We start from the raw sequence: 23,884 nt of genomic DNA, 5'->3' as shown, positions 1-23,884 counted from the left end.
GGGTGGAATCAGTGGGACCCGGCTGGCGCGGGGTTGGCGGTGAATTCACCGCGCACCAGCGCATCGGCACGGTTGCGCCAGTAAACGAACAGGGCTCCGGCAATGACGATCAGCGCGGCGGTCAGGCCGATCCAGATGCCCAGGACGCCCCAGCCTTTCCAGAAGCAGAGCGCAATCCCCAGTGGCAGGCCAAAGGCCCAGTAGCCGAACAGGTTGCTGAGCATGGGGATACGCGTGAGCCCAAGGCCGCGCAGGGCTCCGGTGCCGATGGTTTGTATGGCGTCAAAGACAGCAAAGGCCGCAGCCAGCCACAGCAGGCGCGCGCCTTCCCGCAGCACGGTGGCGTCCGTGGTGTAGAGCGCGATGAGTGGGCGGGGCAGCAGGATAAAGACCACCGCGACGATGGCCATGAAGGCCGTTCCCATTGCCATGGCTATCCATCCGTCGCTACGGGCGCGGGACAACTCTTTCGCCCCCACGGCGTGGCCTACGGCGACCGAGGCTGCTGCGGAGATACCAAGAGGCACCATATAGGCCAGCGCGGCATAGTTCAGCGCGATCTGGTGGGCGGCCAGGGCGACGGGGGAGACCTTTCCGGCCAGTACGGTGGCAGTGCCGAAGGCGCCGATCTCCAGCAGGATCTGCAGGGCTGCGGGCAGGCCCAGGTGGATCAGGTGGCGGATCTGCTGCCAGTGCGGCCTGGCCCAGCGCGCAAAGAGCGGATGCCCGCGCTTGCGCTCGTAGCGCCAGACAAAGCCGAGGAGCATGGAGGCCATGATGATGCGGGAAATGACGGTAGAGAGCGCCGATCCGCGCACGCCCATGGCCGGCAGACCGAAGTGGCCGTAGATCAGCGCCCAGTTGCCGCCCCAGTTCACCAGGTTGGCGACAATGTACGTAAGTGTGACGACACGGCTTTGTCCCACGGCCTGCAGGTAACGGCGGGATGCGGCATAGAGCAGCAGCGGCAGGGTGCCCCAGATCAGCACGCCGACGTACTGGGTTGTCGGTTCCACCAGGGACGGCGCAACGCCGAAGCGTCCGACCATATGGCCGAGAATCCAGACCGGGAGCATGAGCAGCGGCGTGGCCGCGATGGCGATGTAGACGCCCTGCGCCAGCCAGCGATGGCAGTCGTCGAAGTCCTTGCGACCGAAGGCCTGGGCGACCACGGTGTCCAGGCCGAGGATGAGGCCGATGCCGAAGATGGAGGGCGCATAATAGAGCGCGTTTCCCAGAGCGACGGCCCCGATGCCGACAGGCCCAAGGCGGCCCACCATGATGACGTCCACGATGCCCTGCAGCATCCAGCCCAGTTCGGCCAGGACGACGGGCGTCGCCAGCTTCACCATGCTCCACAGGTCCTGCTTCCAACTGCGCATCCGGCGATTCTATCGGTATCAAGTCATTGAATCTGCTCTTGTGCAGTGAAGGGACGGCAAATCGTTCCGGGCGGTATCCGGACGGGGCTAAGCTGATGAAAGAAAAAGCCGTTGGGCGACCTTATATACTTAAAAATCGCTATGTCATTGCTCTGGCTCAGGGTCGCGGTTGTTCTGTATAGCATCGCCAGCCTGGCTGTGTTGCCTGCCGCGCTGTACGAGCGGCCGCGCTGGCGGCATATCGCTCTGCCGGCGACCGTTGCCGGGGTTCTTTTCCAGTTCGTGGCTCTGTCGGAGACGCTGAACGCGGCCCATCACCGGGTTCCGGTGGAGGCGCGCGAGGTGCAGTCGCTGCTGGCTATGCTGATCGCCGGAGCGTTTCTGCTGGCATACTGGCGTTACCGTACGCTGCAGCTCGGGGTTTTTGCCCTGCCTATCGCTTTCACCCTGGCGCTGGTAGCCGGGTTCGTGCCGGGGCAGCATTTTGCGGAGTCCGCGCTGGTGCGCAGCGGCTGGATCTGGCTGCATGTTCTTCTGATTCTTGCCGCTTACGCCGCCATGCTGATCTCGCTGGTCGCCAGCGTGCTTTACCTGATCCAGGAACGCCACCTCAAGACCAAGGGGCTGGGCTCGCTGGCCGGATGGCTGCCGCCGCTCGAAACCATGGACCAGATCGCACTGAGGTCGCTGCTGTTTGGTCTGCCCTGCATGACCGCCGGGCTGCTGATCGGCTCGGTCGTGGCGCAGGAGACGGTGGGACCAGCGTACTTTGCCGATCCGAAAGTCCTGTTGAGCTTCGGCATGTGGATCGCCTACGTGCTGATGATCCAGATCCGGCGCATCTCGGGTCTGCGCGGACGGCGCGCGGTCTATCTGTCCAGCTTCGTCTTCCTTGTGATGGTTGCGGTGTGGGTAGCCAACCAGTTCTCGAACGTGCACAGGTTCACCACATGAAGCTGGCGCTGCTGGGTGTGAATCACAATACGGCCCCGATCGAGGTGCGCGAGCGCCTTGCGATTCCGACTGGGCAACTGGCGGATGCGACGCGGTCGCTGCTGCATCAGCCCGGCGTGCGCGAGAGCATGATTCTTTCCACCTGTAACCGCGTGGAGCTGGTGACGCTGCATGAGGATACGGCGGACCTGCGCCGCTTTCTGGCCGAGTATTTCTCTGTGCCGACGCAGGATATTGAGCCTCACCTTTATGAATATTCGGAGCGCGAGGCGGTGCGGCACCTGTTCCGCGTGGCCTCGTCGCTGGACTCGATGGTGGTGGGCGAGCCACAGATTCTTGGCCAGGTGAAGGAAAGCTATACCGTTGCCCGGGAGATTGGCGCGGTGCAGGCCACCCTGGAGCCGCTGCTGCAGCGTGCGTTCACCGTTGCCCGCAAGGTCCGTCGTGAGACGCAGATCGGCTCGTCCTCGGTCTCGATTGCTTCGGTCGCGGTAGACCTGGCGCAGAAGATCTTCGGCTCTCTAAAGGGCAAGACGGTGCTGCTGGTGGGAGCGGGCAAGATGAGCGAGCTGGCGGCACGGCACCTGATCGCACAGGGGGCCGGCAACCTGTTCGTGGCCAACCGCACGCGTAGCCGGGCGGAGCGCATCGCGCAGGAATTTCATGGTGCGGTGATGGACTTTGAGTCGCTGGCCGCGCAGGCTCATCAGGCAGATATCGTTGTGACCTCCACGGGATCGCAGGATGCCGTCTTCACCGTGAAGATGGGGCGCGACCTGCTGTCACGGCGCAGGGGCAGGCCAATGTTCTTTATCGACATTGCCGTGCCGCGCGATGTGGAGCCGGCGATGAACCAGGTGGATGGTGCATTCGTCTATGACATTGACGACCTGCAGCAGGTAGCCGCCGCCAACATGGCGGAGCGCAGTAAGGAAGCGCAGGCTGCGGAGCGCATCGTGGCCCGCGAGGTAGACCGCTATGAGCAGCGTCTGCAGACACTGGATGCCGTGCCGGCGATTCGCGCCATGCAGATGTCGGCCGAGGCGATGCGTGAGGCGGAGTTGCGCCGCATACAATCCAAGCTGACCGGCCTTACGCCGGAGCAGCAGCAGGCGGTGGAGGCGTTGACTCGCGGCCTGATGAACAAATTTTTGCACGGTCCCATGGCTGGTGTGCGCGAGGCGGCACGCGAGGGCGATGCCGAGGCTCTGGATGCACTTCGCCGCGCCTTTGGACCTAACGAAGAAGGAGATTCCAAGTGAACCTTCGCATCGGCTCCCGCGGTTCTGCGCTTGCGCTTTGGCAGGCAGAGCATGTTGCCTGCCTGCTGCGTACGCATGGCCATGAAGTTTCGATTGAGATCATCAAGACCACTGGCGACCGCATGCAGGACCCCGCTTTTGTTCCTCCAACGGGCGTTGACGGCAAGGGCATCTTCACCAAGGAGATCGAAGAAGCTCTGGCCGAGGGCAGGATCGACCTGGCGGTGCACTCGCTGAAGGATCTGCCGACGGAGTTGAATCCGACCTTTGAATTGGGGGCGATTCCCGAGCGTGCCGACGCGCGTGATGCCCTGATCTGTCCGGAGTGGTTGTTGATGCACACGCTGCCCATTGGAGCTCGCATTGGCACCACCAGCCCGCGGCGTATCGCGCAGCTGCTGGCGCACCGTCCGGACTTCCAGTTTGTGGCCATTCGCGGCAATATCGATACCCGTCTTCGCAAGCTGAGTGAGGGCCAGTGCGATGCCCTGATTCTGGCAGCAGCCGGGCTTGACCGTCTGGGGCCGGAGAAGCTGAGCATGCCTCCGGACTGGATTCGCCAGCGTTTTGACCCGGAGGACATCTGTCCCGCCCCGGGACAAGGCGCACTGGGGATTGAAATCCGCTCTGGAGATGCTGCCGTGCGGGAAGCTGTCCGCGTGCTGCATTGCGAGGCGACAGCCTGGTGCGTGGACGCCGAGCGGGCCGTTCTGGCTGCGCTGGGCGGTGGTTGCAGCGTGCCGATTGGAGCGCACTGCGCTGGTGAAGGCAGGTTCCGCCGCATGCTGGCCTGCGTGGTGGCTGAAGACGGCGAGCAGATGGTGCAGCTCTCGCTCGCGCCGGAAGACGACGACACGCCGCAGAGCTTTGGCGAATTTGTTGCCGGGGAACTGCAGCGTCGTGGAGCCCATGAGCTTCTGCATCCTGAGGTTTAAGGGCATACTTTTCTGGTGACGAATCCCCACGTCCCACTCGGCAAGGGCCCGGTTGCACGGGTGCTGGTCACGCGTGCTCTTCACCAGAGCCCTGAACTGGCCGATGCGCTTCGTGCGTGTGGGCTGGAGCCGGTGATCATTCCCGTGCTGGAGATGGCTCCGCCGGTAAGCTTTGCCGGGCTGGATGATGCGCTTGCGCGGCTCAAGGAGTTCGACTGGCTGCTGTTCACCAGCGCGAATGCGGTGCAGGTCTTCCGTCAGCGTTTTCCGGGCGAGCTGCCGTCTACCCTGCACGTAGCCGTAATTGGCAGCGTGACCGCGCGGGCGGCGCAACAGGCTTCCATTCCCGTTACGCTGCAGCCCGAAAAGGCCACGGGCGAGGGACTGGCCGATGCATTGTTGCCGCATGCTGACGGCGCGCGGATGTTGCTGGTGCGCGCAGCCGTGGCCCGCGACGTACTGCCCGGAGTGCTGCAACAGGCAGGCGCAAGGGTTGAGATTGCCGAGGCGTACCGCACGGTGGTACCTGCCCATGCTCCCATGCAACTGAAGGAACTATTCATTGGGCAGGACCGGCCATCGGCGGTGGCGTTTACTTCGTCTTCGTCGGTGCATCACCTGTTGCAGGCGCTGCAGGCGGGAGGGGGAGAGCTGCCGGAGTTGACGGTGCTGGCCACCATCGGTCCCATCACCTCCGCTACTCTGCGCGAGGCCGGATATATACCGACGGTCGAGGCGAAGGAGGCCAATGTGGCCTCCCTGGCGGAGGCGATTGCTTCCGCGCTGGGGCCGCAGTCATGAGCTGGCTGGTATGGGCTCTGCTTTCGGCTGTCTTCGCGGCGGCTACGGCGATTCTGGCGAAGATTGGCGTCTCCGGCATTGATTCAAACCTGGCGACAGCGGTGCGCACCACGGTGATCTTTGTCTTTGCCTGGGCCATTGCGCTTGCGTTGGGGAAACATGGCGAGCTGCGGCACATCAACACGCGCTCGTGGTTTTTCCTGGTGCTCTCCGGGCTGGCGACGGGGCTTTCCTGGCTGTGCTACTTCCGCGCGCTGCAGATGGGGCAGGCCTCGAGAGTAGCCCCCATCGACAAGCTGAGCGTGGCTCTGGTCATCGTCTTTGCATGGCTGTTTCTGGGCGAAGGCCTGACGATGCTGAAGGTGCTTGGAGGCCTGTTGATCGCGGCCGGAGCCATCGTGCTGGCCTTTGCGTGATTTTTGACGAAGCTAGGTCATTCCGACCGTAGCGGGTCTCCCCGCTACGCGCTTCGGTCGAGATGACAAACTTTATGTTTCTAATGCGAGCTCCAGGTCTTGTCCGGAGCGTTGCACAGCTTCTCCAGCGTGCAGTCGGCACACTTGGGCTTGCGGGCGATGCAGACCTGGCGGCCGTGGAAGATGATGCGGTGTGAATAGTTGATCCACTCGCTTTGCGGCAGGATCTTGATCAGGTCGCGTTCCACCTTCACTGCATCTGTGTTTTTCGTTAACTCAAGCCGTTTTGAAATGCGCAGCACGTGGGTATCCACGACGACGCCGACGGCGATTCCGAACCACGAACCAAGGACAACATTCGCTGTCTTGCGGGCGACTCCGGGCAGGGTGATCAACTCTTCGAGCGTCTCCGGCACCTTGTTGCCAAACTTCTCCACGACCACCCGGGCTGCGCCCTGGATATTCTTCGCCTTGGCGCGAAAGAAGCCGGTGGTGCGGATGATCTCTTCAATGGCGGGCAGCGGGGCTTCGGCCAGGGCTTTGGGGGTGGGGAAGGTGCGGAAGAGCTCCGGCGTGACCATGTTCACGCGGACGTCAGTGCATTGCGCTGAAAGTGCCGTGGCTACCACCAGTTCCCAGGCGGAGTTGTGGTGCAGTGCGCAAACGGCATTGGGGTAGGCCTTCCTCAGGCCATCGAGAATGGCCGCAATGCGCTCCGGCGCCAGCGGGTTATAGACGGGCTTCTTTGGGGCCGCTTTTTTAGGGGCAGCGGGCTTCTGCAGGACGGCGGTTGCGGCTTTCTTCAGGGACTTGGTAGCCATGTCGTTCCCGATGATAGCGCGGGGAGTTTTGCACCGGGTTTTCCACTGAATGGAGCGAAAGTATTTTCGCTTTTTCTTTGCTGTCGATCGGGATTTGCTGCTAGACTCTGATTTCCTGATGGTGAAAGCCCAGGAGTGATTGCGGCCAACTTGAGCAGGTTCCAGGCGGAGTGAGGAGAAACAACACGTGGCGGATGATCGCGTAAGGGCAGTAGAGCTGGCAATGGCCGGCATTGAGAAGCAGTTTGGCAAAGGTTCGATCATGCGCCTGGGTGCGCGTGAAGCCATTGTCCCGATCTCGGTGATTTCAACCGGCTCCATCTCGTTTGACGCGGCTTTGGGTGTGGGCGGAGTTCCACGCGGCCGCGTGATTGAGATCTACGGCCCGGAATCGTCGGGTAAGACGACCATTACCTTGCAGATCATTGCCGAGGCACAGAAGGCCGGCGGCCTGGCCGCCTTTGTGGACGCCGAGCATGCTCTGGATCCCATCTACGCGAAGAAACTGGGCGTCGATGTGGACAACCTGCTGATCAGCCAGCCGGACTATGGCGAACAGGCGCTGGAGATAACCGAGGCGCTGGTTCGTACGGGAGCCATTGATGTACTGGTGGTGGACTCTGTGGCGGCGCTGGTGCCGAAGGCCGAACTGGACGGCGAGATGGGCGATTCGCACGTAGGTCTGCAGGCGCGTCTGATGTCGCAGGCGCTGCGAAAGCTGACCGGTACGGTAGCGAAGTCCCGCACCAGCCTGATCTTTATTAATCAGATCCGCGAAAAGATCGGTGTGATGTTCGGCAATCCGGAGACGACAACCGGTGGCCGTGCGCTGAAGTTCTACTCGACGGTACGTATCGATATCCGCCGTATTGGAGCCGTGAAGGAAGGCGAGGTCATTACGGGCGCTCGTACCAAGGCCAAGATTGTGAAGAACAAGGTCGCCGCGCCGTTCCGCGAGGCTGAGTTCGACATCCTGTACGGTGAGGGCATCTCGCGCGAGGGTGATGTTCTGGACCTTGCGGTAGCCAACAATATCGTAGAGAAGTCCGGCGCCTGGTATAGCTACTCCGGTGAACGCATCGGACAGGGCCGTGAGAACGTTCGTGGCTACCTGAAGGAGAACAAGGAAACCTTTGAGCGGATCAACGCGGAACTGCGCGCCAAGCTGAAGATCGGTGCCGCGGGGCCGGAAGCTCCGGCTGCTCCTGAAGATGGCGCCGCCGCGGCCCAGGAAGTGGTTCGCGGACGTAAGTAGTTCGAACGGTTCAAGATGTACGGAAAATGCAAGGGGCTGCTTCGGCAGCCCTTTTTGCTGCGCCCGGGGGCAGCCTAGGACATGCCGGGAAGAATCGCGCCTTCCTAAGCGTGTATGCTGCATGTGCGATGCAGCCTGTACGAGCCATCTATCCCGGAACCTTCGATCCGTTGACCAACGGCCACCTTGACCTGATTGCGCGGGGAGCCAAGATTGTTGACCACCTTGTGGTCTCGATCCTGCGCAATGTGAACAAGGGCAAGCCTTTGTTCACGATTGAGGAGCGGCTGGAGATGATCCGCGAGGAGACCAGGCGCTTCCCGAACGTGACGGTGGAGGCCTTTGACGGCCTTCTGGTGGATTTTGCCCGGCAGCAGGGCGCAATCGCCGTACTGCGCGGGATCCGGGCGATCAGCGACTACGAGTATGAGTTCCAGATGGCGATGATGAACCGCAAGCTGGCTCCCGAACTGGAGACGATCTTCATGCTGCCGCACGAGAAGTACACCTATGTCAGTTCGCGGCTGATCAAGGGCGTATTTCAGCTGGGTGGAGACGTCAGCGACCTGGTGCCGAAGCTGGTGATGGAGCGGCTGCAGGCGAAGGTCTAGGGCAGGGTCTCCGTAATTCTCACGGCCAGCACGCGGCGTCCAACCCACAAAAAACGGCTGCTGCTGAAGTCGATGCGAAAGTTCAGATTGTCGATTTGCCGGATACCTGTCTGATTGCTGTCAATCTGAAAGTCCGGTCCGAGACTCGCAGGGTCTTTACAAGTGGCCTGGGTGCGCAGGGTGTACTGGTTTGCATTCCAGTGTGACCAGAACCCGAGGCGTTTGCCCTGTGCCGAAAGCAATTGCAGACCATATTTGTTCCCCGTAGAGGCTGGGAAGTCGATGCAGAGAGTCTCCGGTCTGAAGACAATAACCTTTTCGATGGTACGACTGGCAGGCGAGTGATTGTTGCCTCCGTCGTTTCCTGAAGTCAAGTGTTTGAACAGTTCGGTAAAACTGTCTGAGAACTTCTGGCAGCAAGTCTCCAGCGACTTGGCAACCAGCGGGTCCGGGGAGACGGGCTGGGAGGTCTGCCCGTTGCTGATGTAGTAGGTATCCCCTTCTGCTGCCGGAACGGATGATTGAGTCGTGCTCACTTGCGGTTGCGTGGATGACTGTTGCGGCATATCAGCCATCCTTTGCAGCAGGACGTTCATTGCTTCAAGCACCTTGTTTGTGCTTTCTTTATCGGTCTGCTGCTCCGTGACCCGGATCACCTCGGTTTTCGCCCGCTCGAGCTGATCTTCGGCGTGGTGCACTACGACCCATTGGCCAACCCCTGCGATCAGGCCTGTCAGAAGGAATGTCGTAAGAACGGGAATCAGTGGGCTGCTGGTGGAACTGCCGGAGGACTCCTTGTCTTTTCCCTTCAGGCCGAAAGGGTGTTCCCAGAGGGAGGACAAAATTTTCCGCGCGGTTTGCTGGTTGTGGCGAATCTTGCGGGAAGCGGCGATGACAAGATAAGCGAACTCCTGGTTGGAGGCGAGCTTCTGGATATCGAGCTTTCCGTCCTCGTCCCAGCTCTCGTCGATCAGTGCTTTTGCCCTTTTCTCGGCTGCGATTTCTGCTACAAGTTCTGCGGAGACGAGATAGTAGGCGCGGGAGTGGTGTGCGGTTGTGTCGTCCTGCCGTGCGGTTGTCTCACTTGGTGGTGGATCCGGGACATTCTGATCGTTGGGCAGTTTGGACTGGTTGGGTGAAGGTCGTTTGGGGGCGTGAGACTCAAAGACTCCGGCGACTGCAAGGGCCAGTTTGAGTGGGGGCGTCTCGGTAAAGTAAACAGTGAGGATCGCAACCGCCATGGCGAAGAGGAATGCGAGTCCTATGAAGCCCTGAAACCATGAGTTGCGGAGCGTTCGGAGCAACGGCTCGATCGAGAGTTTCGGTTGGTCGAGGTCATCCAGGGTTTTCTGCGCCTTCTTGTTGTCAATCTGTGCCTGGAGCAGGGTTGTGCGGTCTTTCATATCCTGCACACCGGGTGGCAGTTCCGCCCTGGAGGGTGAGCCAGGGCACTGTATCTGCGGGATGCAGCAACAAGGAGAAGGCTTTGAGATGACCGGCTTTTTCGGCGGACACGGCTGCGGAAGGGAGCAGGACGATTTGGAGCCAGAGGGGACAGCGCAGGGCCGTGTGCTGTTCGTCGGTGTTGTTAGGGGTTTGCTCTTGGACGGAAGCAGCGGCCTGCATCCCAGGGTTGCCGGCAGGATGAGCGAGACTGGCCCTGGCGATGGGGCAACCGGAGCGAGTGTTACGGTGAGGTTCTGCTGCGGAGTGGTTTGCAGTGTGTCGGCGTATAGGTACGCCTGGCCGAGAATGCCAAGCGCGGCTAAAAGGAAAAAGATGGCGGCCCAGGTAAAAATCCGCAGTAAGCGGAGGCGCAGGTGTACAAACGCCAGATAACGGTCGATTTCGGAACGCCCAATCTCAGCCAATGGAGTGTCCTGTGTTCTTAAATGTTCGGGGAGGTCTTGACAGTAGCATGAAATGACCGGATTTCAGACGAAAAAACTTCCGGGGTTCCCGCCAAGTGTTGAATCTGCGAAACTAGATATTATGACCACCGCAGCAGCCACGCAAAAGAAGGTTCTTACCGACCGCATTAACCGCATCGAAGTCTCAGCCACCATGGCCATTACGGCCGAGGCGCTGAAGATGAAATCGCAGGGCATTGACCTGGCCGATTTCGGCGCAGGCGAGCCCCACTTCGCCACTCCGCGCCACATCAAAGACGCGGCGATTAAGGCGATTGAGGAGAACCACACGCGGTATACGGCGGTTGCCGGCATCCCCGAGGTGCGTAAGGCGATTGTGGAGCGCCATAAGGCTGACTTCAACACCAACTACACCGTAGAGGAGTGTGTCTTCTCCGTCGGCGGCAAGCATGCGCTGTTCAACGCCATCCAGGTGCTGGTGGACCACGGCGACGAGGTTGTTCTGCCGGTACCGTACTGGGTCAGCTTCAAGGACATCATCCAGTACGCCGGTGGTATCCCGGTGTATGTGGAGTCGAGCGAAGCGGAGAACTTCCGCATTACGGCCAGGATGATTGAGGCTGTGATCACGCCGAAGACCAAGGTCATCATTCTGAACACTCCGTCGAACCCCTCGGGCGCGATCATCGCTCCGTCGGACCTGGAGTCGATCATCCGTTTGGCGCACGCCAAGGGCATTTATGTACTGCTGGACGAGTGCTATGCGTACCTGAACTTTACGGGCGCCTGCATCAGCGGCGGTTCGTTCACCGATTGCAAGGAGCACATCATCGTGCTGGGTTCGCTGTCGAAGACCTATGCGATGACCGGCTGGCGCGCGGGCTACGCTCTTGGTCCGAAGCAGATCATTGCATCCATGAGCAAGCTGCAGAGCCAGAGCACGTCGAACGTGGCGACACCGGTTCAGTATGCTTCGATTGCCGCTCTGACGGCCAGCCAGGAGTGCATCACGGAGATGCGTGCGGACTACATCCGTCTGCGCGACCGTATCCTGGAAGGCTTCAAGGGGATCCCCGGGCTGACCTGCACGGTGCCTGAAGGTGCGTTTTACGTGTATCCGAATATCAAGGCTTTCCTGGGCAAGGGCGGCCTGAACTCGGCCGCTGATGTAGCTTCCAAGCTGCTGACGGAAGCCCATGTGGTGACGGTACCGGGTGAGCCCTTCGGAACCACCGAGCATGTCCGTCTCTCCTATGCCGTGTCGGAAGATGTCATCGACAAGGGTGTGGCGCGCATGAAGGAATTTTTCGCGAAGTTGTCGTAAGTGGTTGTACGCTAACGATTAACACGGAGCCCATGGAACCGACATCTACGAAAGCACCTAACTTTGTGCCTGTGATTCTTGCAGGCGGCAGTGGAACCCGTTTCTGGCCTCGCAGCCGGAAAGCCAAGGCCAAGCAGGTACTGGCGCTGGACGGCGAGCGCACGATGATCCAGCAGACCGTCGATCGCCTTGCGCTGACGACCGAGCGGAAGAATATCTGGGTGATCACCAACTCGGTGCTGTCCGAGACGATCCGGACGCAGCTGCCGGATGTTCTGACGCAGCATATCGTCTGCGAGCCGGCTGCCCGTAACACGGCGCCGGCCTGCGGACTTGCCGCATTTCTGATGGAGCGTGATGAGCCGGATACGGTGATCGGCATCTTCCCGTCGGACCACGTGGTGAAGGACGCCGGCCGCTTTGCGGCGGCTCTGCGCGCGGGCATTGCAGTAGCTGCCGCAGGCGACAACATTGTGGTCATGGGCGTTCCGCCCACACGCCCGGAGACGGGCTATGGCTACATTGAGCAGGGCGATGTGGCCATGCCGGCGCAGGGACTTCTGCTGCCGGTGCGTCACGTGCACCGCTTTACCGAGAAACCAGACAAGCAGACTGCAATAGAGTTTGTAGCGGCGGGCCGCTACACCTGGAACAGCGGCATCTTCCTCTGGTCGGCGCGTACGCTGGCTAACGCTCTGCGGGAGCATGTGCCGCAGGTGGCGGTACGCCTGGAAGAGATTGCGGCGGCTTGGGGTACACCTGAGTTTGACGAGGTGTTCAACCGGGTTTATCCGGAGTGCGAGAACATCTCGATTGACTACGCGGTGTTGGAGCCACGTTCCGGCAAGGGCGAGCAGGCTTCGGGCATCTACTGCATTCCGGCTGAGTTTGGCTGGAACGACCTGGGGTCGTGGGCTGCTCTGCATGAGCATCAGCGGTCGATTGCTGCTCCTGGTTGCGACCAGTATGGCAATGTGGTGGACGCGCAGGGACGGTTGGCGCTGAACGCCCGTGGCAATTATGTGTATGCCAAGGACCGTATGGTCGCCCTGGTGGGTGTGAATGACCTGGTCGTGGTGGAAACCGAAGATGCGTTGCTGGTAACCACGCGGGAGCACTCGCAGGACGTGGGCAAGGTTGTGAAGGCGCTGCAGGAACTCGGCAGAAAAGAGCTGATCTAAATGAGCGAGATAAAGACAGTTGTAAAGTTTGGAACGGATGGCTGGCGCGGCATTATTGCCGACGATTTTACCTATGCCAATGTTCGAGTCGCCGTGAGCGCGATTGCGCATTACGTGCTGAAGCATGAGAACCCGGCAGCGGGCGTCTGTATCGGCTACGACACGCGCTTCGGATCGAAGCGCTTTGCCCAGGTGGCCGCCGAGGTGCTTGCAACGGCCGGCGTTCCGGTCTTCCTGGCCAGCGAGATTACACCGACCCCGGCACTGTCATTTGCCGTGCGTGAGCGCAAGGCGGCTGGCGGCGTGATGATTACCTCCAGCCATAATCCGCCGGAGTGGAATGGCGTGAAGTACAAGGGCAGCTATGGCGGCAGCGGCAAGCCGTCCATCATGACCTCGATTGAGAGCTACCTGACGGTGGATCTTTCGCCTGCGGAGAAGCCAGCGCCGATCACCGAGGTCAACTTCAACCCGGATTACATCACCGCCATCAAGAAGTTTGTCGACCTGGGTGAGATTAAAGCCTCTGGCTACCGCTTCCTGATCGACGTGATGTTTGGTGCGGGCCGTGGTGTCATCAAGGGCATCTTTGACGAAGCCGGTATTCCGAATGTGGAGATGCGCTCCGAGCTGAACCCGAGCTTCCCTGGCATTAACCCGGAGCCGATTCTTCCGCACATCGCCCTGACCCAGAAGGTCGTGGTCGCGGAGAAGTGCGCCGCCGGCCTGGTGACGGACGGCGATGCCGACCGCATTGGCGCGGTGGACGAGCATGGCAACGTGGTGGATGCACATAAGATCTTCTGCATCCTGCTGCAGTGGCTGATTGTGCGGAAGCAGTGGCCGGGTGAGGTGACGCGGGCCTTCAACACGACCAAGATGATTGACCGCATCTGCGCCAAGTATGGCCGCAAGCTGAATGAGCACGGCATCGGCTTCAAGTATGTGTGCGACCTGATGCTGGAAAAAGAGATCCTGATCGGCGGCGAAGAGTCCGGTGGCATGGGCATCAGCAAGCACCTGCCGGAGCGCGATGGTCTGCTGAACAGCCTGTTGCTGGCGCAGATTATGGCCGACGAAAAGAAGACGCTGGGTGAGTTGGTGGCTTCGCTGCAGGCCGAGTATGGCGAGCACCAGTACGGCCGTATTGATATGCACATTACCGATGAGGTGAAGCAGTCGGCGATTGCGCGCGCGCGGGCGGGTGTGGAGTCCATCAGCGGCATGAAGGTGCTGCGGATGGAGACGATGGACGGCATCAAGTTCTTCCTCGACAATCCGGAGGCCGCAACCAAGCCAAACGCTGCCGAGACCTGGCTGCTGCTGCGCGCCAGCGGCACGGAGCCGTTGCTGCGCGTTTACTGCGAGTCGTGTTCGGTGGAATCCGTAAACAAGGTGCTGGAAGCGGCGCGGGAGTTTGTGCTGAATGGCTGAGCAGGTGACCGTACAGGCCAAGGGACTGTTGTTTGATAATGACGGCGTTCTGATCAGCTCCATCAACAGCGTGAATCGCTGCTGGCGCCAGTGGGCCAGGATGTACGGCATTCCCGATGCGGAGAACTATAACGTTCCGCATGGCATGCGCGCGATTGAGATTGTGCGGCAGCTTCGCCCGGATATTGACGCCGATGCCGGCCTGAAGGTGATTGAAGACCTTGAGATTGCCGACACCAGCGATATTGAGGTGTTGCCCGGTGTACGCAAGCTGTTGACCTCTCTGCCGCCGGAGCGCTGGGCGATTGTGACCTCCGGCACCAGCCGTTTGCTGGTGGCGCGGCTCAAGGCGGCGGGTCTGCCATATCCGGAACGCCTGGTTGCTGGCGACATGGTGACCAACGGCAAGCCGCACCCTGAGCCTTATGAGAAGGGCGCTGCTCTGCTGGGGTTTGCGCCTGCGGAGTGCATCGTGGTGGAAGATGCTCCAAGCGGTGTGCAGGCGGGCAAGGATGCAGGATGCCGCGTGATTGCGGTGTTGGGAACGCACACGGCGGAAGAGCTGAGTCATGCTGACTGGGTGGTTCCAACGCTGGAAGAGCTGCAGTTTACGGCTGGGCCCGATGGGCTGACGTTGAGCTTTCCTTCGGTGAAGTAGCCAGAGATTCAAACGGAACAGCGTTCAGCGGCCTTGGGGCCGCTGAAGTTTTTGGGGGAATGCTGGTCCCTCCACCTGGCTTTGTTCCGGTCGGGATGACAGAAATAAAGCGCGCTAGACGTAGCAGTTGCAACTGATGCCGTGTTGCGCGGGCATCGATCCGTCCAGCGCGGGAATGCAGTGGCCGTGGGGGTCTTGCGTAGGGTTGCCGAGCCGTGCGGCGACGCGCTCTTCGAAGCGCTCGGAGATGAAGTGCTCCAGGCGCTCGGCCTCGTCGTGCAACTCTTCCATCCTGTAGCCCAGAACTTCGAAGAGGAAGGTCTCGATGAGGCGATGATGCCGCACGATCTCGAGTGCGCGCTTGCGTCCGATGGCGGAGAGCCTGACGCCCTTGTGCCGCTCATACTTCACCATGGGACGGGTTTGCGCGGCCAGGCGCTGCAGCATATTGGTGACGGAGGCGGGTGCGATGCCGAGCCGGTCGGCGATCTGCTTGCTGCCGACGAGATGGTCGTCACCGCCACCGAGGGCGAGGATCGCCTTCAGGTAGTTGTCGATCGACTCACTGCGACGGCTTTGGGACTGCTTCTCCACGATCAAGCCATTATTTCAGAAGTGCGAATTGAGTTGACGCGGTGATTTATTTAGGCGAACCTAAATTAGGTAAGCCTAAACATGACCTTTCCCCTGAAAACCGCATTACTGCTGTGCCTCTCCGTGAGTGCGATCGCGCAGCAGGAAGAGAAACCAAAGACCGTGACCGAGACGGTGACCGTGCGGGCGATTGAGGCGGAGCTGGAGGCGATGCCTTCGACCGCGCATGGCGTCGTGGACGGAGGAACGGTGCGGCGGTTGCCACTGTCATCAACCGGAAGCGGCTTTACCGACCTGATTACACGGACCACGCCGGGAGTGGCGGCGGATTCGAACGGATTTGCCCATCCGCTGGGCGAGCATGCGGATACATCGGTGTCCCTGGATGGGCAGCCGATGACCGATCAGTTGGCGAAGATCTTTGCCAACCAGATTGATCCGAGAATTATTGATCGCATGGATGCGATGACCGGGGCGCCGCCGGCGGAGTTTGGCGACAAGACCAGCCTGGTGATCAACGTGGTGACGAAGTCGGGTGTGGGGAGGCCCCTGGCGGGCGAGTGGAGCAGTGAAGGTGGGTCGTTTGCGACGTGGTCTCAGGGATTGATGCTGAGCAAGGGCGGCCAGCGCTGGGGCGAGTTTATTGCGGCAGGCGCGGCGGGTTCGAATCGCTTCCTGGATACGCCGGAGTTCCGGCCGATCCATGCAAGGGGCGACGTGGAGAGTGTGTTCAATCGCTTTGACTGGAATCCGCATGCGAATGACCTGATTCACTGGAATGTGGGTTATGGGAGGTCAGCCTTTCAGACGCCGAACAGCTTTGACACGGAGGCGAAGGGGCAGCAGCAGCGAAGCCTGCTGACGAGCGGCAACCTGGCGATGGGATGGACGCATGTGGTGTCGCCGGAGTGGCTGGTGCAGGTGACGCCATTTGTGCGGGTGCAGCAGGCGCGGTATCTGCCGTCGCCCGATGAGATGCGCGACCAGACGGCGACGCTGGCGCAGGATCGCAGCCTGTGGAACATGGGTGTGCGCGCGGAGACAGTCTATGCGCGCGGGCGGCAGACTTTGAAGGCGGGCGGGACGCTGTGGCAGACACGGCTGAATGAGCGGTTCGATGTCGGTCTGACGGATCCTCTGTTCAATGCGGTGTGTGTGGATGGCAGTGGCAATGCGGTGGTGGCCGCGGGCGTACGCGATCCGCAGGCGTGCGCTGCTGCCGGGTACAAGGCGAACGCCGACTTTCAGGCCCGGTTGCTGCCGTATGACCTGAGCCGTGGAGGCACGCTGTATCACTTCTCCAAAACGGCGGGCATTGCGCAGGCTGCCGTCTACGCGCAGGAGGAACTGCGGCTGGGTGCGGTAACGCTGAGCGCGGGGCTGCGGTATGACGTCTATGACGGGCTGAGCACGGGAAAGCAACTGCAGCCGCGTGTGGGCATCGGGTGGCGCGTGCCCGGTGCGAAGACGTTGCTGCGAGCCAGCTATGCGCGGCTGTTCGAGACGCCGTATAACGAGAACCTGATCTTTGCCAACGATGCCGGGCAGGATGCGGCGACTTCGAACCCGTTCGCGGTGTATCGCAGTGAGCCGGTAAAGCCGGGCACGCGCAACCAGTTCAACGTGGGCTTTGCACAGCCGTTTGGCAAGTATGTGACGGTGGACGCGGACTACTACTGGAAGTTCACCCACACGGCTTTTGATTTCGACACACTGTTCAATACGCCAGTGACTTTCAGCGTGGCGTGGGAGAAGTCAAAGATCGATGGGCTGGCTCTGCGGGTGAACCTGGAAGACTGGCATGGCGTGAGCGGTTACAGCGTGATGGGCCATGTGAGGTCGCGGTTCTTTACGCCGCAGGTGGGTGGGCTGATCTTTAGCGCGACTCCGGCGGGCAGTGTTTTTCGCATCGACCATGGCGAGGAGTTTGAACAGACGACGGCACTGCATTACACGCTGCCGAAGATGCGCGGGCATCGGCCATGGGTGGGCTTCTCATGGGGATATAACAGTGGCCTGGCGTTGCCGGGAACGACGCCTGTGTACACCGATACCTTTGTACTGACTGGGGATGAGCAGCAGCAGATGGGGCTGCACTGCGGCGGAGTGTATGCCACGCCATCGCAGCCGATCCGCAACTGCAGCTATGCGTTGTTTGGAGCGGACCGTGTGAGGATCCCCGCACCGGGCACGCAGGATGATGACAGAAACCCCGTAAGGGTGGCTCCCCGGCAGCTGGTGGATGTGTCGGTGGCCGATGATGCGTTGTGGCGAAGGGACAGGGTATCGGTGGGGATGAAGCTGTCGGTGACGAACCTGTTCGACAAAGTGGCTCTGTATAACTTCCTCTCGACCTTCAGCGGGACGCACTTTGTGCCTCCGCGGAATATTCAGGCAGGGGTGACGATTGCGTTTTGAGAAAAGCAGAAAATGCAGGTCCCTCCACTTCGCTTCGCTCCGGCCGGGATGACAAGAAAAGGAAATTTCGGACGGGATGACAGATCAACAGCGGCGTTATGATGGTGCGCATGGACGCCCGTGTGGATGCCTACATTGCAAAGGCCCAGCCCTTTGCCCAGCCGATTCTGAACCACATTCGTGAGGTGATGCACAAAGCATTGCCGGATGTGCAGGAGACGATCAAGTGGAGTATGCCCTTCTTCACGACGAAGAGTGGCAGGATCATCGCCAACATGGCGGCGTTCAAGGCGCATGCCAGCTTCGGCCTGTGGTCGTCCAGCGTGCGCGCGGAGATGACGGCTGCGGGGTTTGATTCCTCCGAGGGCATGGGGACGCTGGGGAAGATCACTTCGGTGAAAGACCTGCCAGCGGACAAGCAACTGGTGAAGTGGGCGAAGGCCGCTGCAGCGGCTGTCGAAGGCGGCGAGAGCTTGATGAAGCGGCCCAAAAAGGCTGCGACGAAGCCATTGCCCGAGATGCACCCGGAGTTTGCGGCGGCGTTGAAGAAGTCAAAGACGGCGACGAAGGTGTATGCCGAGTTCAGTCCGTCGTGCCAGCGCGAGTACCTGGAGTGGATCAACGAGGCCAAGCGCGACGCGACGCGGACAACCCGCGTTGAGCAGGCGGTTGCGTGGATTGCCGAAGGGAAACAGCGGAACTGGAAGTATCAGAACTGCTAAAGCAGTTGCTGGTTGTTTGTCCTTAGTTGTTAGCAGAATAGTTTCGTTCTGAAACTAGCAACTAAGAACCAGCAACTGTCTTACCCCAGCCTGGTGTTTTGGTTTGGGCTGATCGTGGAAGAGTGTGCTGGAGAACCACTCAGTTTGTAGCTGATCCTGGATGCTTCCTGCCCGATGCCGGTGATGCGCGTGACTTTGCCATCCAAGGTGGTGGTGAGGCGGAAGGTGCCGCTGGCGGTACCGATCTTGTTGCCGTCGAGCGTAAGCGTGGCTGTGTTGCCTTTATAGGTGAGCTCCGCACGGTGGGTCTTGTTGAACTTCAAAGAGAAGCGGGCGTCCTTGCTGGCGGCGTAGTTGGGGCGGATGTTCCATTCGAGCGTGTCGCCCTCTTTGCGGACGCCCGCCAGGCGCCAGGTGAAGTCCATCAGAACCAGGGCACAGGGAGAGTAGTTAGGGTTGCCGCTCTGGGTGAACTCGCCGTTAGCGGGGTCCATCTGCTGGCGGAAGGTGCCGTCGCGCAGGATGGCGTCGCACCAGCGGTCCATCAGGTGGCTCATCTCGGCGGTGTGGCCGTAGTGCTCCATCCAGCGGGGAACGCGGAGGGCGAGCAGCGCCTGCGGTGGTCCGCTCCAGGTATTGCGGGGGAAGGGACGTTTTTCGAAGCCGGGGTCGTCCATGGCGATGGAAGTCAGCGGGAAGGGCGCCCAGAAGGCCTTTGGGTTGTGGATCTGGCGCTCCCATAGCGTGTTGAAGAGCTTCTGGTCGGGGACGTGTTCGCCGCAGACGCGAATCATGGCGTCGCCGCGCACGCGGACGAACTTGTTGTCGCTGTCCAGGTCGTAGAAGCAGGCGTCTTCTTCGGAGTAGAGCTTCGTGAGGATGAGCTCGCGGATGTGTGCGGCCTGCTCCAGCCAGTGGGCTTCTTCCTGCGGCTTGCCCAGGGCCTTGGCCATGGCGGCGAGGGCGATGCGGCCACCGTAAGCGGTGGCGGAGAGATCGGGTGAGAGGCGCGGCAGGCCGGGGATGCCATCAGGCCACTTGGTTGCGTCAGCATCTTTGCGGCGGTTGGGCACACCATGCCAGCGGTAGGAGTTATCGTGGCCGGTGTCGTAGGTGCAGTAGCCCTCGACTAATCCTGTGCCGCGCGAGTTATGGAACTTCATTAGCCACTGATCCCAGCGGCCGCAGGCGGTGTAGGCCTTTTCCAGCAGCTCGTGGTCGCCCGTGGCTTGCGACAATTCCCATGCTGTTGCGGCAATGGGGACGACCATCTGGATCTGTCCGTAGCCTACTTCGGAGACCTTGATGCTGGCCGGGAGCTGACCGTCGGGCTTCTGGAGCTGGAAGAAGCCAAGGTGGTTGTTGCGCGCGGCGTCGGGGCGGAAGTGGCGGTAGAGCAGGCCTTCCTGCGGGGCGCACTCCTGCCAGATGCCGGGGTAGTCGGAGCCTTCAATCAGAACGGGATCGGTATAGCGGGGCAGCGTGCGGACGTTGGCGGCGAGCACGGCAAGCGCCTTGTCGTAGACGGTCTGCCAGCGGGTGTCGGCGGTGTGGAACTCGATCTCAGGAGCTTCCGGGTAGGCCGGTGCGAGTTGCTGGGCAAGCCCCATGCGGCTGAGGGCAAGGTGGCCGGCGGTGAGGGAAGAGGCAGCCAGAAAATCGCGACGTTTCATATACGAAACAATATCTCATTTGGTGAAAACGTTTGAGAAGAGAAAGCCTTAAAATCAGAGGGTTATGCCGAACGCTGGTTTCCCCCCAGAGCAGGTAGCCGGTTTCCGGCGCGCGCTCAGTAAGTGGTATCAACAACACGCACGCGTTCTGCCCTGGCGCGAGACCGGCGACCCGTATCACATCTGGGTCAGCGAAGTGATGCTTCAGCAGACGCGTGTGAATGCGGTGCTGGAGCACTATGACCGCTTCCTGCGGCGCTTCCCTACGCTCGTGTCGCTGGCGCTGGCCCCGGAGGAGGATGTGCTGGCGGTGTGGAGCGGCCTGGGCTACTATCGCCGCGCCCGCATGCTGCATAAGGCAGCGCAGTTCATTACGGCAGAGCTGGATGGCCGCCTTCCTTCCACATCGCAGGAACTCCGCAAACTGCCGGGCATCGGGGATTACACCTCGGCTGCGATTGCCAGCATTGCGTTTGGCGAAAGCATCGCCGTGGTGGACGGCAACGTAGAGCGCGTATTGCTGCGAATCACTGGCCGTGCGGAAGAAGCGACGGCCGAGGCAAAGCGGTTTGTTGCGGCGCAGGCGGCTGCGCTGGTACCTGCGGCAAACAGGGCGCAGAATGCTCCGGGAGACCATAACCAGGCCATGATGGAGCTGGGTGCGACGATCTGCGTTCCGCGCGGGCCGTTGTGCCTGCAGTGCCCGGTGCATGATTTTTGCCTGACGCGTGGAGAGCATAAGACTGAGGCGAGGGAGAAGATGCGCAGCCGTCGCGTGGCGTACCTGCTGCATCAGCGGAAGCGCGAGGGTGTGATTGAGGTGATGTTGCATCGCAGGCCCGCGGAGGCGTCCCTGATGCCGGGGATGTATGAGTTGCCGGAGCTGCCTGGGGAGAGTGTGGCCGGTTATACGGCTACCCTGCAGGTGCGCCATTCGATTACGAACACGAATTATTACGTTGAGGTGTTCTCGGCGGACCAGGCGCTGGTGGGGCAACTGCCGCTGTCGCTGCGCGATTATGAATGGTGGCGCCTGGGCACGCTGCCGGACCTGCCGTTGACCGGGTTGGCGCGCAAGGCGCTTCGGCGGCTGCACCTGATTGCGTCACCCGGGGTTCGCATGCCGCAACCGGAAGCAGTGGTGCGACAATAGGTTTGCATGGCAATACAGAAGACATCCATTCCGTTGGCGGCTGCCGTGGTGGCGGCCGTACTGCTGGGGTGCCGTCATTTGAAGCCTCCGGTGCCGCTGGAAAAACTGAACGAACAGCAGACGCACGGTTACTGGGTCTTTCAGTCCAACTGCCGCCAGTGCCATAGCGACCGCGAGAGCAAGGCGCTGCAGGGACCATCGCTGCTGGGTGTTTACCAGAAGCAGTATCTGCCGAGCGGTGCTGCAGCGACGGATGAGCGTATCCAGGCGACGATTCTGCATGGCCGCAACATGATGCCCGCGATGGGCGGAAACGTAAGTGATAAGGACATGGCCGATCTTCTGGTCTATCTGCATACCCTATGAGTGAAGTTCCCAGGAAGCCTGTGCAGGGGCCGCGCATGTTGCCCGGCATGGCGATGATCTCGATTTTCATGCTGGTCGTGGCGCTGTTTGGTGTCTTTGGCGCGCTGAATGGCGTGTGGAACCAGCAGGGAAAATATGTGGTTCTGCCGGTGGCCACTCTGCTGGTGGTGGGTGTGTTCGGCCTGCTGAAGCTGAAGCGCTGGGGATGGGCGATTGTCACGGCCGGATCGCTGCTACTGTCCCTGGGCTACCTGTTCGGCTACACGGCGACGCATGACTTTCGCCTGATCGTGATGGCAGGCTTTGGCCTGGTGTTCTTTCTGTACCTGATCCGGATGGAAGTGCGCGACCGGGTTCATTGATTCTGAAAAGATCGGGAAGCGGTGGGGGTCTGCTTTTTCCTTTTCTGCGGCGTACAATTTAACCGATGGCACCCGTCGCAGCTTCTGACCTGGTACAGATTGATCTTTCGCCGCGCAAGCCCGCCGCTAAGCCGGAGTGGCTCAAGGCGCGGGCGCCCATGGGCGAAACCTATCACAACCTGAAGAAGCTGACCCGCGATCTGGGTCTGCACACGGTGTGCGAGAGCGCCCACTGCCCGAACATTGGCGAGTGCTGGAACCACAAGACTGCCACCTTCATGATGCTGGGTAACAGCTGCACCCGCCGCTGCGGATTCTGCGCGGTGCCGAGCGGCAAACCCGAACCGATTGACCATGACGAGCCGCGCCGCGTGGCCGAGGCCGTTGCCGCGCTTGGGCTGCAGCACGCCGTCATTACCAGCGTGAACCGCGACGATGACAACGTGGGCGCAGCACGCGCGTTTGTGGAAGTGGTGCGGCAGATTCGTGCGCAGGCTCCCGGATGCCAGGTCGAGATTCTGACTCCTGACTTCCAGGGGACGGAAGAGGCCATCCGCATGGTCGTCGCTGAAGGCCCGGAGATTCTGAACCACAATATTGAGACGGTGCCGCGGCTGTATCGCGTGGCAAAGTCTGGTGGACGCTATGAGCGCAGCATCGGTTATCTGAAGCTGGCCAAGGACCTGAACCCGAAGCAGGTAACCAAGACCGGCATCATTGTCGGCATGGGTGAGGAAACGCATGAGCTGCTTGACGTCTTCCGCGACCTGGCTGCGATCAAGGTGGACATCCTGACCATAGGCCAGTACCTGCGTCCCAGCAAGGACCATATTCCGATGAAGCGGTATTACACGCCTCAGGAGTTTGAGTTCCTGAAGGAAGAGGCGCTGCGCATGGGCTTCAGGCATGTGGAGAGCGGTCCTCTGGTGCGGTCCAGCTATCACGCGCACGAGCAGGCCCAGTCGACCGGGCTGGTCTAAAAGCGGCAGAAACAAGCTGTGCCCGCTGGCTCCACAAACACGCGTCAATCTTCTAGAATCAACATTTGCGCATCCGCGCATTGAGGACGACTGTATGGCATCGGTAATGGCAAATATTCCCGCGCTGAAGGACCTGCACCAGGACCTGAAGGTTCGTATGGAGAAGTCGGTGGAAGACTTCCGCACCCATCTTCAGGGTATCCGCACCGGGCGCGCCAGCGTGCATATGCTCGACAACATCCGCGTGGATTATTACGGTAGCGAGATGCCCATCAACCAGCTGGCGCAGATCAACACGCCGGAGCCGCAGTTGATCGTGGTGCAGCCGTTCGATATCGGCGTGGTCGGCCTGATTGAGAAGACCATCCGCATGAGCGGCCAGGGTTTCAACCCGATGCACGACGGCAAGGTTATCCGTATCCCGGTTCCTCCCATGACGGAAGAGCGCCGTAAGGATACCGTCAAGCAGCTTGCCGGCTCGGTGGAAGAGTACAAGACCTCGATCCGCAACATCCGCCGCGATGGCAATGACCAGATCAAGAAGGCCGCCAAGGACAAGGCGATCTCCGCCGATGACGAGAAGCGCGCCACCGAAGAGGTACAGCAGTTGACCGACGCCGAGATCAAGCGCATTGACGAGCTGTTCAAGAACAAGGAAAAAGAGATCCTGACGATCTGACAGTTGCCTGCGGCAAGTGAAAGGGGAACCCA

23 protein-coding genes are annotated in these 23,884 nt (G+C 60.8%); 18 read left to right on the top strand and 5 right to left on the bottom strand.

Translation table 11 applies throughout. The features are described from left to right. Positions 1-8: 8 nt before the first annotated feature. On the bottom strand, positions 9-1,382 hold the full coding sequence (locus tag OHL13_RS10240; protein WP_263410028.1) for an MATE family efflux transporter: 1,374 nt from the start codon (positions 1,380-1,382) through the stop codon (positions 9-11). 141 nt (positions 1,383-1,523) lie between these two features. Here OHL13_RS10240 and OHL13_RS10235 point away from each other — a divergent pair, with 141 nt between their 5' ends. Genes OHL13_RS10235 through OHL13_RS10215 form a run of 5 tightly spaced genes read left to right on the top strand, consistent with a single transcriptional unit; the run spans position 1,524 to position 5,750 of the window. Further along, positions 1,524-2,336, top strand: coding sequence for a cytochrome C assembly family protein (locus OHL13_RS10235; RefSeq protein ID WP_263410027.1), 813 nt, complete (start codon positions 1,524-1,526; stop codon positions 2,334-2,336). Beyond that, entirely contained in the window at positions 2,333-3,598 is a 1,266-nt protein-coding gene (gene hemA / locus OHL13_RS10230) for a glutamyl-tRNA reductase (protein WP_263410026.1), read from the top strand. The genes OHL13_RS10235 and hemA overlap by 4 nt, the downstream gene beginning before the upstream one ends. Continuing rightward, positions 3,595-4,533 (top strand): hydroxymethylbilane synthase, encoded by a 939-nt coding sequence (gene hemC / locus OHL13_RS10225; protein WP_263410025.1) that lies wholly within the window; start codon positions 3,595-3,597, stop codon positions 4,531-4,533. Before hemA ends, hemC begins: the two co-directional genes overlap by 4 nt. A 15-nt stretch (positions 4,534-4,548) precedes the next feature. Next, positions 4,549-5,334 carry a uroporphyrinogen-III synthase gene (locus tag OHL13_RS10220; protein ID WP_263410024.1) on the top strand — a complete coding sequence of 262 codons (786 nt, stop codon included), beginning with the start codon at positions 4,549-4,551 and terminating at the stop codon, positions 5,332-5,334. Then, positions 5,331-5,750, top strand: coding sequence for an EamA family transporter (locus tag OHL13_RS10215; protein ID WP_263410023.1), 420 nt, complete (start codon positions 5,331-5,333; stop codon positions 5,748-5,750). Before OHL13_RS10220 ends, OHL13_RS10215 begins: the two co-directional genes overlap by 4 nt. 80 nt (positions 5,751-5,830) lie before the next feature. Here the strand turns inward: OHL13_RS10215 and nth are convergent, their stop codons facing one another. Further along, positions 5,831-6,571, bottom strand: a complete 741-nt coding sequence (gene nth / locus OHL13_RS10210) for an endonuclease III (protein ID WP_263410022.1) — start codon at positions 6,569-6,571, stop codon at positions 5,831-5,833. A 187-nt stretch (positions 6,572-6,758) separates the two neighbouring features. Between nth and recA the strand changes: the two genes are divergently transcribed. Both recA and coaD read left to right on the top strand, forming a co-directional pair. Further along, a complete protein-coding gene (gene recA / locus OHL13_RS10205) occupies positions 6,759-7,826 on the top strand; it encodes a recombinase RecA (protein ID WP_263410021.1) in 1,068 nt (355 codons plus the stop codon). A gap of 128 nt (positions 7,827-7,954) precedes the next feature. Further along, complete coding sequence (coaD, locus tag OHL13_RS10200) at positions 7,955-8,437, top strand: pantetheine-phosphate adenylyltransferase (protein WP_263410020.1); 483 nt, start codon at positions 7,955-7,957, stop codon at positions 8,435-8,437. On the opposite strand, the gene OHL13_RS10195 is transcribed toward coaD, so the two are convergent. Beyond that, on the bottom strand, positions 8,434-9,840 hold the full coding sequence (locus OHL13_RS10195) for a hypothetical protein (RefSeq protein ID WP_263410019.1): 1,407 nt from the start codon (positions 9,838-9,840) through the stop codon (positions 8,434-8,436). The two genes, coaD and OHL13_RS10195, sit on opposite strands and share 4 nt — an antisense overlap. A gap of 589 nt (positions 9,841-10,429) precedes the next feature. Here OHL13_RS10195 and OHL13_RS10190 point away from each other — a divergent pair. Genes OHL13_RS10190 through OHL13_RS10175 form a run of 4 tightly spaced genes read left to right on the top strand, consistent with a single transcriptional unit; the run spans position 10,430 to position 14,905 of the window. Beyond that, the gene (locus OHL13_RS10190) at positions 10,430-11,632 is read left to right on the top strand and encodes a pyridoxal phosphate-dependent aminotransferase (RefSeq protein ID WP_263410018.1); all 1,203 of its coding nucleotides are present in this window, start codon (positions 10,430-10,432) and stop codon (positions 11,630-11,632) included. A 32-nt stretch (positions 11,633-11,664) separates the two neighbouring features. Beyond that, entirely contained in the window at positions 11,665-12,813 is a 1,149-nt protein-coding gene (locus OHL13_RS10185) for a mannose-1-phosphate guanylyltransferase (RefSeq protein ID WP_263410017.1), read from the top strand. Then, positions 12,814-14,247 carry a phosphoglucomutase/phosphomannomutase family protein gene (locus OHL13_RS10180; protein ID WP_263410016.1) on the top strand — a complete coding sequence of 478 codons (1,434 nt, stop codon included), beginning with the start codon at positions 12,814-12,816 and terminating at the stop codon, positions 14,245-14,247. It begins immediately after the preceding gene. Further along, a complete protein-coding gene (locus OHL13_RS10175) occupies positions 14,240-14,905 on the top strand; it encodes an HAD family hydrolase (RefSeq protein WP_263410015.1) in 666 nt (221 codons plus the stop codon). The genes OHL13_RS10180 and OHL13_RS10175 overlap by 8 nt, the downstream gene beginning before the upstream one ends. Positions 14,906-15,019: 114 nt before the next feature. Here the strand turns inward: OHL13_RS10175 and OHL13_RS10170 are convergent, their stop codons facing one another. Next, complete coding sequence (locus OHL13_RS10170; protein WP_263410014.1) at positions 15,020-15,499, bottom strand: metal-dependent transcriptional regulator; 480 nt, start codon at positions 15,497-15,499, stop codon at positions 15,020-15,022. Between the two features lie 81 nt (positions 15,500-15,580). Here OHL13_RS10170 and OHL13_RS10165 point away from each other — a divergent pair, with 81 nt between their 5' ends. After that, on the top strand, positions 15,581-17,917 hold the full coding sequence (locus OHL13_RS10165) for a TonB-dependent receptor plug domain-containing protein (RefSeq protein WP_263410013.1): 2,337 nt from the start codon (positions 15,581-15,583) through the stop codon (positions 17,915-17,917). A 98-nt stretch (positions 17,918-18,015) separates the two neighbouring features. Beyond that, positions 18,016-18,639 carry a YdeI/OmpD-associated family protein gene (locus OHL13_RS10160; RefSeq protein WP_263410012.1) on the top strand — a complete coding sequence of 208 codons (624 nt, stop codon included), beginning with the start codon at positions 18,016-18,018 and terminating at the stop codon, positions 18,637-18,639. Positions 18,640-18,719: 80 nt separating this feature from the next. Here the strand turns inward: OHL13_RS10160 and OHL13_RS10155 are convergent, their stop codons facing one another. Continuing rightward, on the bottom strand, positions 18,720-20,312 hold the full coding sequence (locus OHL13_RS10155) for an MGH1-like glycoside hydrolase domain-containing protein (RefSeq protein ID WP_263410011.1): 1,593 nt from the start codon (positions 20,310-20,312) through the stop codon (positions 18,720-18,722). 64 nt (positions 20,313-20,376) lie between these two features. Between OHL13_RS10155 and OHL13_RS10150 the strand changes: the two genes are divergently transcribed. From OHL13_RS10150 to frr, 5 genes are all read left to right on the top strand, one after another. Continuing rightward, entirely contained in the window at positions 20,377-21,465 is a 1,089-nt protein-coding gene (locus OHL13_RS10150) for an A/G-specific adenine glycosylase (RefSeq protein ID WP_263410010.1), read from the top strand. 6 nt (positions 21,466-21,471) lie between these two features. After that, positions 21,472-21,831 carry a c-type cytochrome gene (locus OHL13_RS10145; RefSeq protein WP_263410009.1) on the top strand — a complete coding sequence of 120 codons (360 nt, stop codon included), beginning with the start codon at positions 21,472-21,474 and terminating at the stop codon, positions 21,829-21,831. Beyond that, the gene (locus OHL13_RS10140) at positions 21,828-22,193 is read left to right on the top strand and encodes a hypothetical protein (RefSeq protein WP_263410008.1); all 366 of its coding nucleotides are present in this window, start codon (positions 21,828-21,830) and stop codon (positions 22,191-22,193) included. Before OHL13_RS10145 ends, OHL13_RS10140 begins: the two co-directional genes overlap by 4 nt. Before the next feature lie 65 nt (positions 22,194-22,258). Further along, positions 22,259-23,173, top strand: coding sequence for a lipoyl synthase (gene lipA, locus OHL13_RS10135; RefSeq protein ID WP_263410007.1), 915 nt, complete (start codon positions 22,259-22,261; stop codon positions 23,171-23,173). A gap of 94 nt (positions 23,174-23,267) precedes the next feature. Next, on the top strand, positions 23,268-23,852 hold the full coding sequence (frr, locus tag OHL13_RS10130; protein WP_263410006.1) for a ribosome recycling factor: 585 nt from the start codon (positions 23,268-23,270) through the stop codon (positions 23,850-23,852). Positions 23,853-23,884 lie beyond the last annotated feature (32 nt).

Origin of the sequence: Terriglobus tenax, assembly GCF_025685395.1 — a bacterium.
Taxonomy (GTDB): domain Bacteria; phylum Acidobacteriota; class Terriglobia; order Terriglobales; family Acidobacteriaceae; genus Terriglobus; species Terriglobus tenax.
Note: the sequence above shows the minus strand (reverse complement) of the source record. Positions and strands in the feature narration are given on the sequence as shown.

Bases quoted from the DNA above. Each gene is read 5' to 3' on its own strand.
- OHL13_RS10240 (WP_263410028.1), bottom strand. From the start codon at position 1,382: ATGCGCAGTTGGAAGCAGGACCTGTGGAGCATGGTGAAGCTGGCGACG.
- OHL13_RS10235 (WP_263410027.1), top strand. From the start codon at position 1,524: ATGTCATTGCTCTGGCTCAGGGTCGCGGTTGTTCTGTATAGCATCGCC.
- hemA (WP_263410026.1), top strand. From the start codon at position 2,333: ATGAAGCTGGCGCTGCTGGGTGTGAATCACAATACGGCCCCGATCGAG.
- OHL13_RS10215 (WP_263410023.1), top strand. From the start codon at position 5,331: ATGAGCTGGCTGGTATGGGCTCTGCTTTCGGCTGTCTTCGCGGCGGCT.
- nth (WP_263410022.1), bottom strand. From the start codon at position 6,571: ATGGCTACCAAGTCCCTGAAGAAAGCCGCAACCGCCGTCCTGCAGAAG.
- coaD (WP_263410020.1), top strand. From the start codon at position 7,955: ATGCAGCCTGTACGAGCCATCTATCCCGGAACCTTCGATCCGTTGACC.
- OHL13_RS10195 (WP_263410019.1), bottom strand. From the start codon at position 9,840: ATGAAAGACCGCACAACCCTGCTCCAGGCACAGATTGACAACAAGAAG.
- OHL13_RS10190 (WP_263410018.1), top strand. From the start codon at position 10,430: ATGACCACCGCAGCAGCCACGCAAAAGAAGGTTCTTACCGACCGCATT.
- OHL13_RS10185 (WP_263410017.1), top strand. From the start codon at position 11,665: ATGGAACCGACATCTACGAAAGCACCTAACTTTGTGCCTGTGATTCTT.
- OHL13_RS10180 (WP_263410016.1), top strand. From the start codon at position 12,814: ATGAGCGAGATAAAGACAGTTGTAAAGTTTGGAACGGATGGCTGGCGC.
- OHL13_RS10175 (WP_263410015.1), top strand. From the start codon at position 14,240: ATGGCTGAGCAGGTGACCGTACAGGCCAAGGGACTGTTGTTTGATAAT.
- OHL13_RS10165 (WP_263410013.1), top strand. From the start codon at position 15,581: ATGACCTTTCCCCTGAAAACCGCATTACTGCTGTGCCTCTCCGTGAGT.
- OHL13_RS10160 (WP_263410012.1), top strand. From the start codon at position 18,016: ATGATGGTGCGCATGGACGCCCGTGTGGATGCCTACATTGCAAAGGCC.
- OHL13_RS10155 (WP_263410011.1), bottom strand. From the start codon at position 20,312: ATGAAACGTCGCGATTTTCTGGCTGCCTCTTCCCTCACCGCCGGCCAC.
- OHL13_RS10150 (WP_263410010.1), top strand. From the start codon at position 20,377: ATGCCGAACGCTGGTTTCCCCCCAGAGCAGGTAGCCGGTTTCCGGCGC.
- OHL13_RS10145 (WP_263410009.1), top strand. From the start codon at position 21,472: ATGGCAATACAGAAGACATCCATTCCGTTGGCGGCTGCCGTGGTGGCG.
- OHL13_RS10140 (WP_263410008.1), top strand. From the start codon at position 21,828: ATGAGTGAAGTTCCCAGGAAGCCTGTGCAGGGGCCGCGCATGTTGCCC.
- lipA (WP_263410007.1), top strand. From the start codon at position 22,259: ATGGCACCCGTCGCAGCTTCTGACCTGGTACAGATTGATCTTTCGCCG.
- frr (WP_263410006.1), top strand. From the start codon at position 23,268: ATGGCATCGGTAATGGCAAATATTCCCGCGCTGAAGGACCTGCACCAG.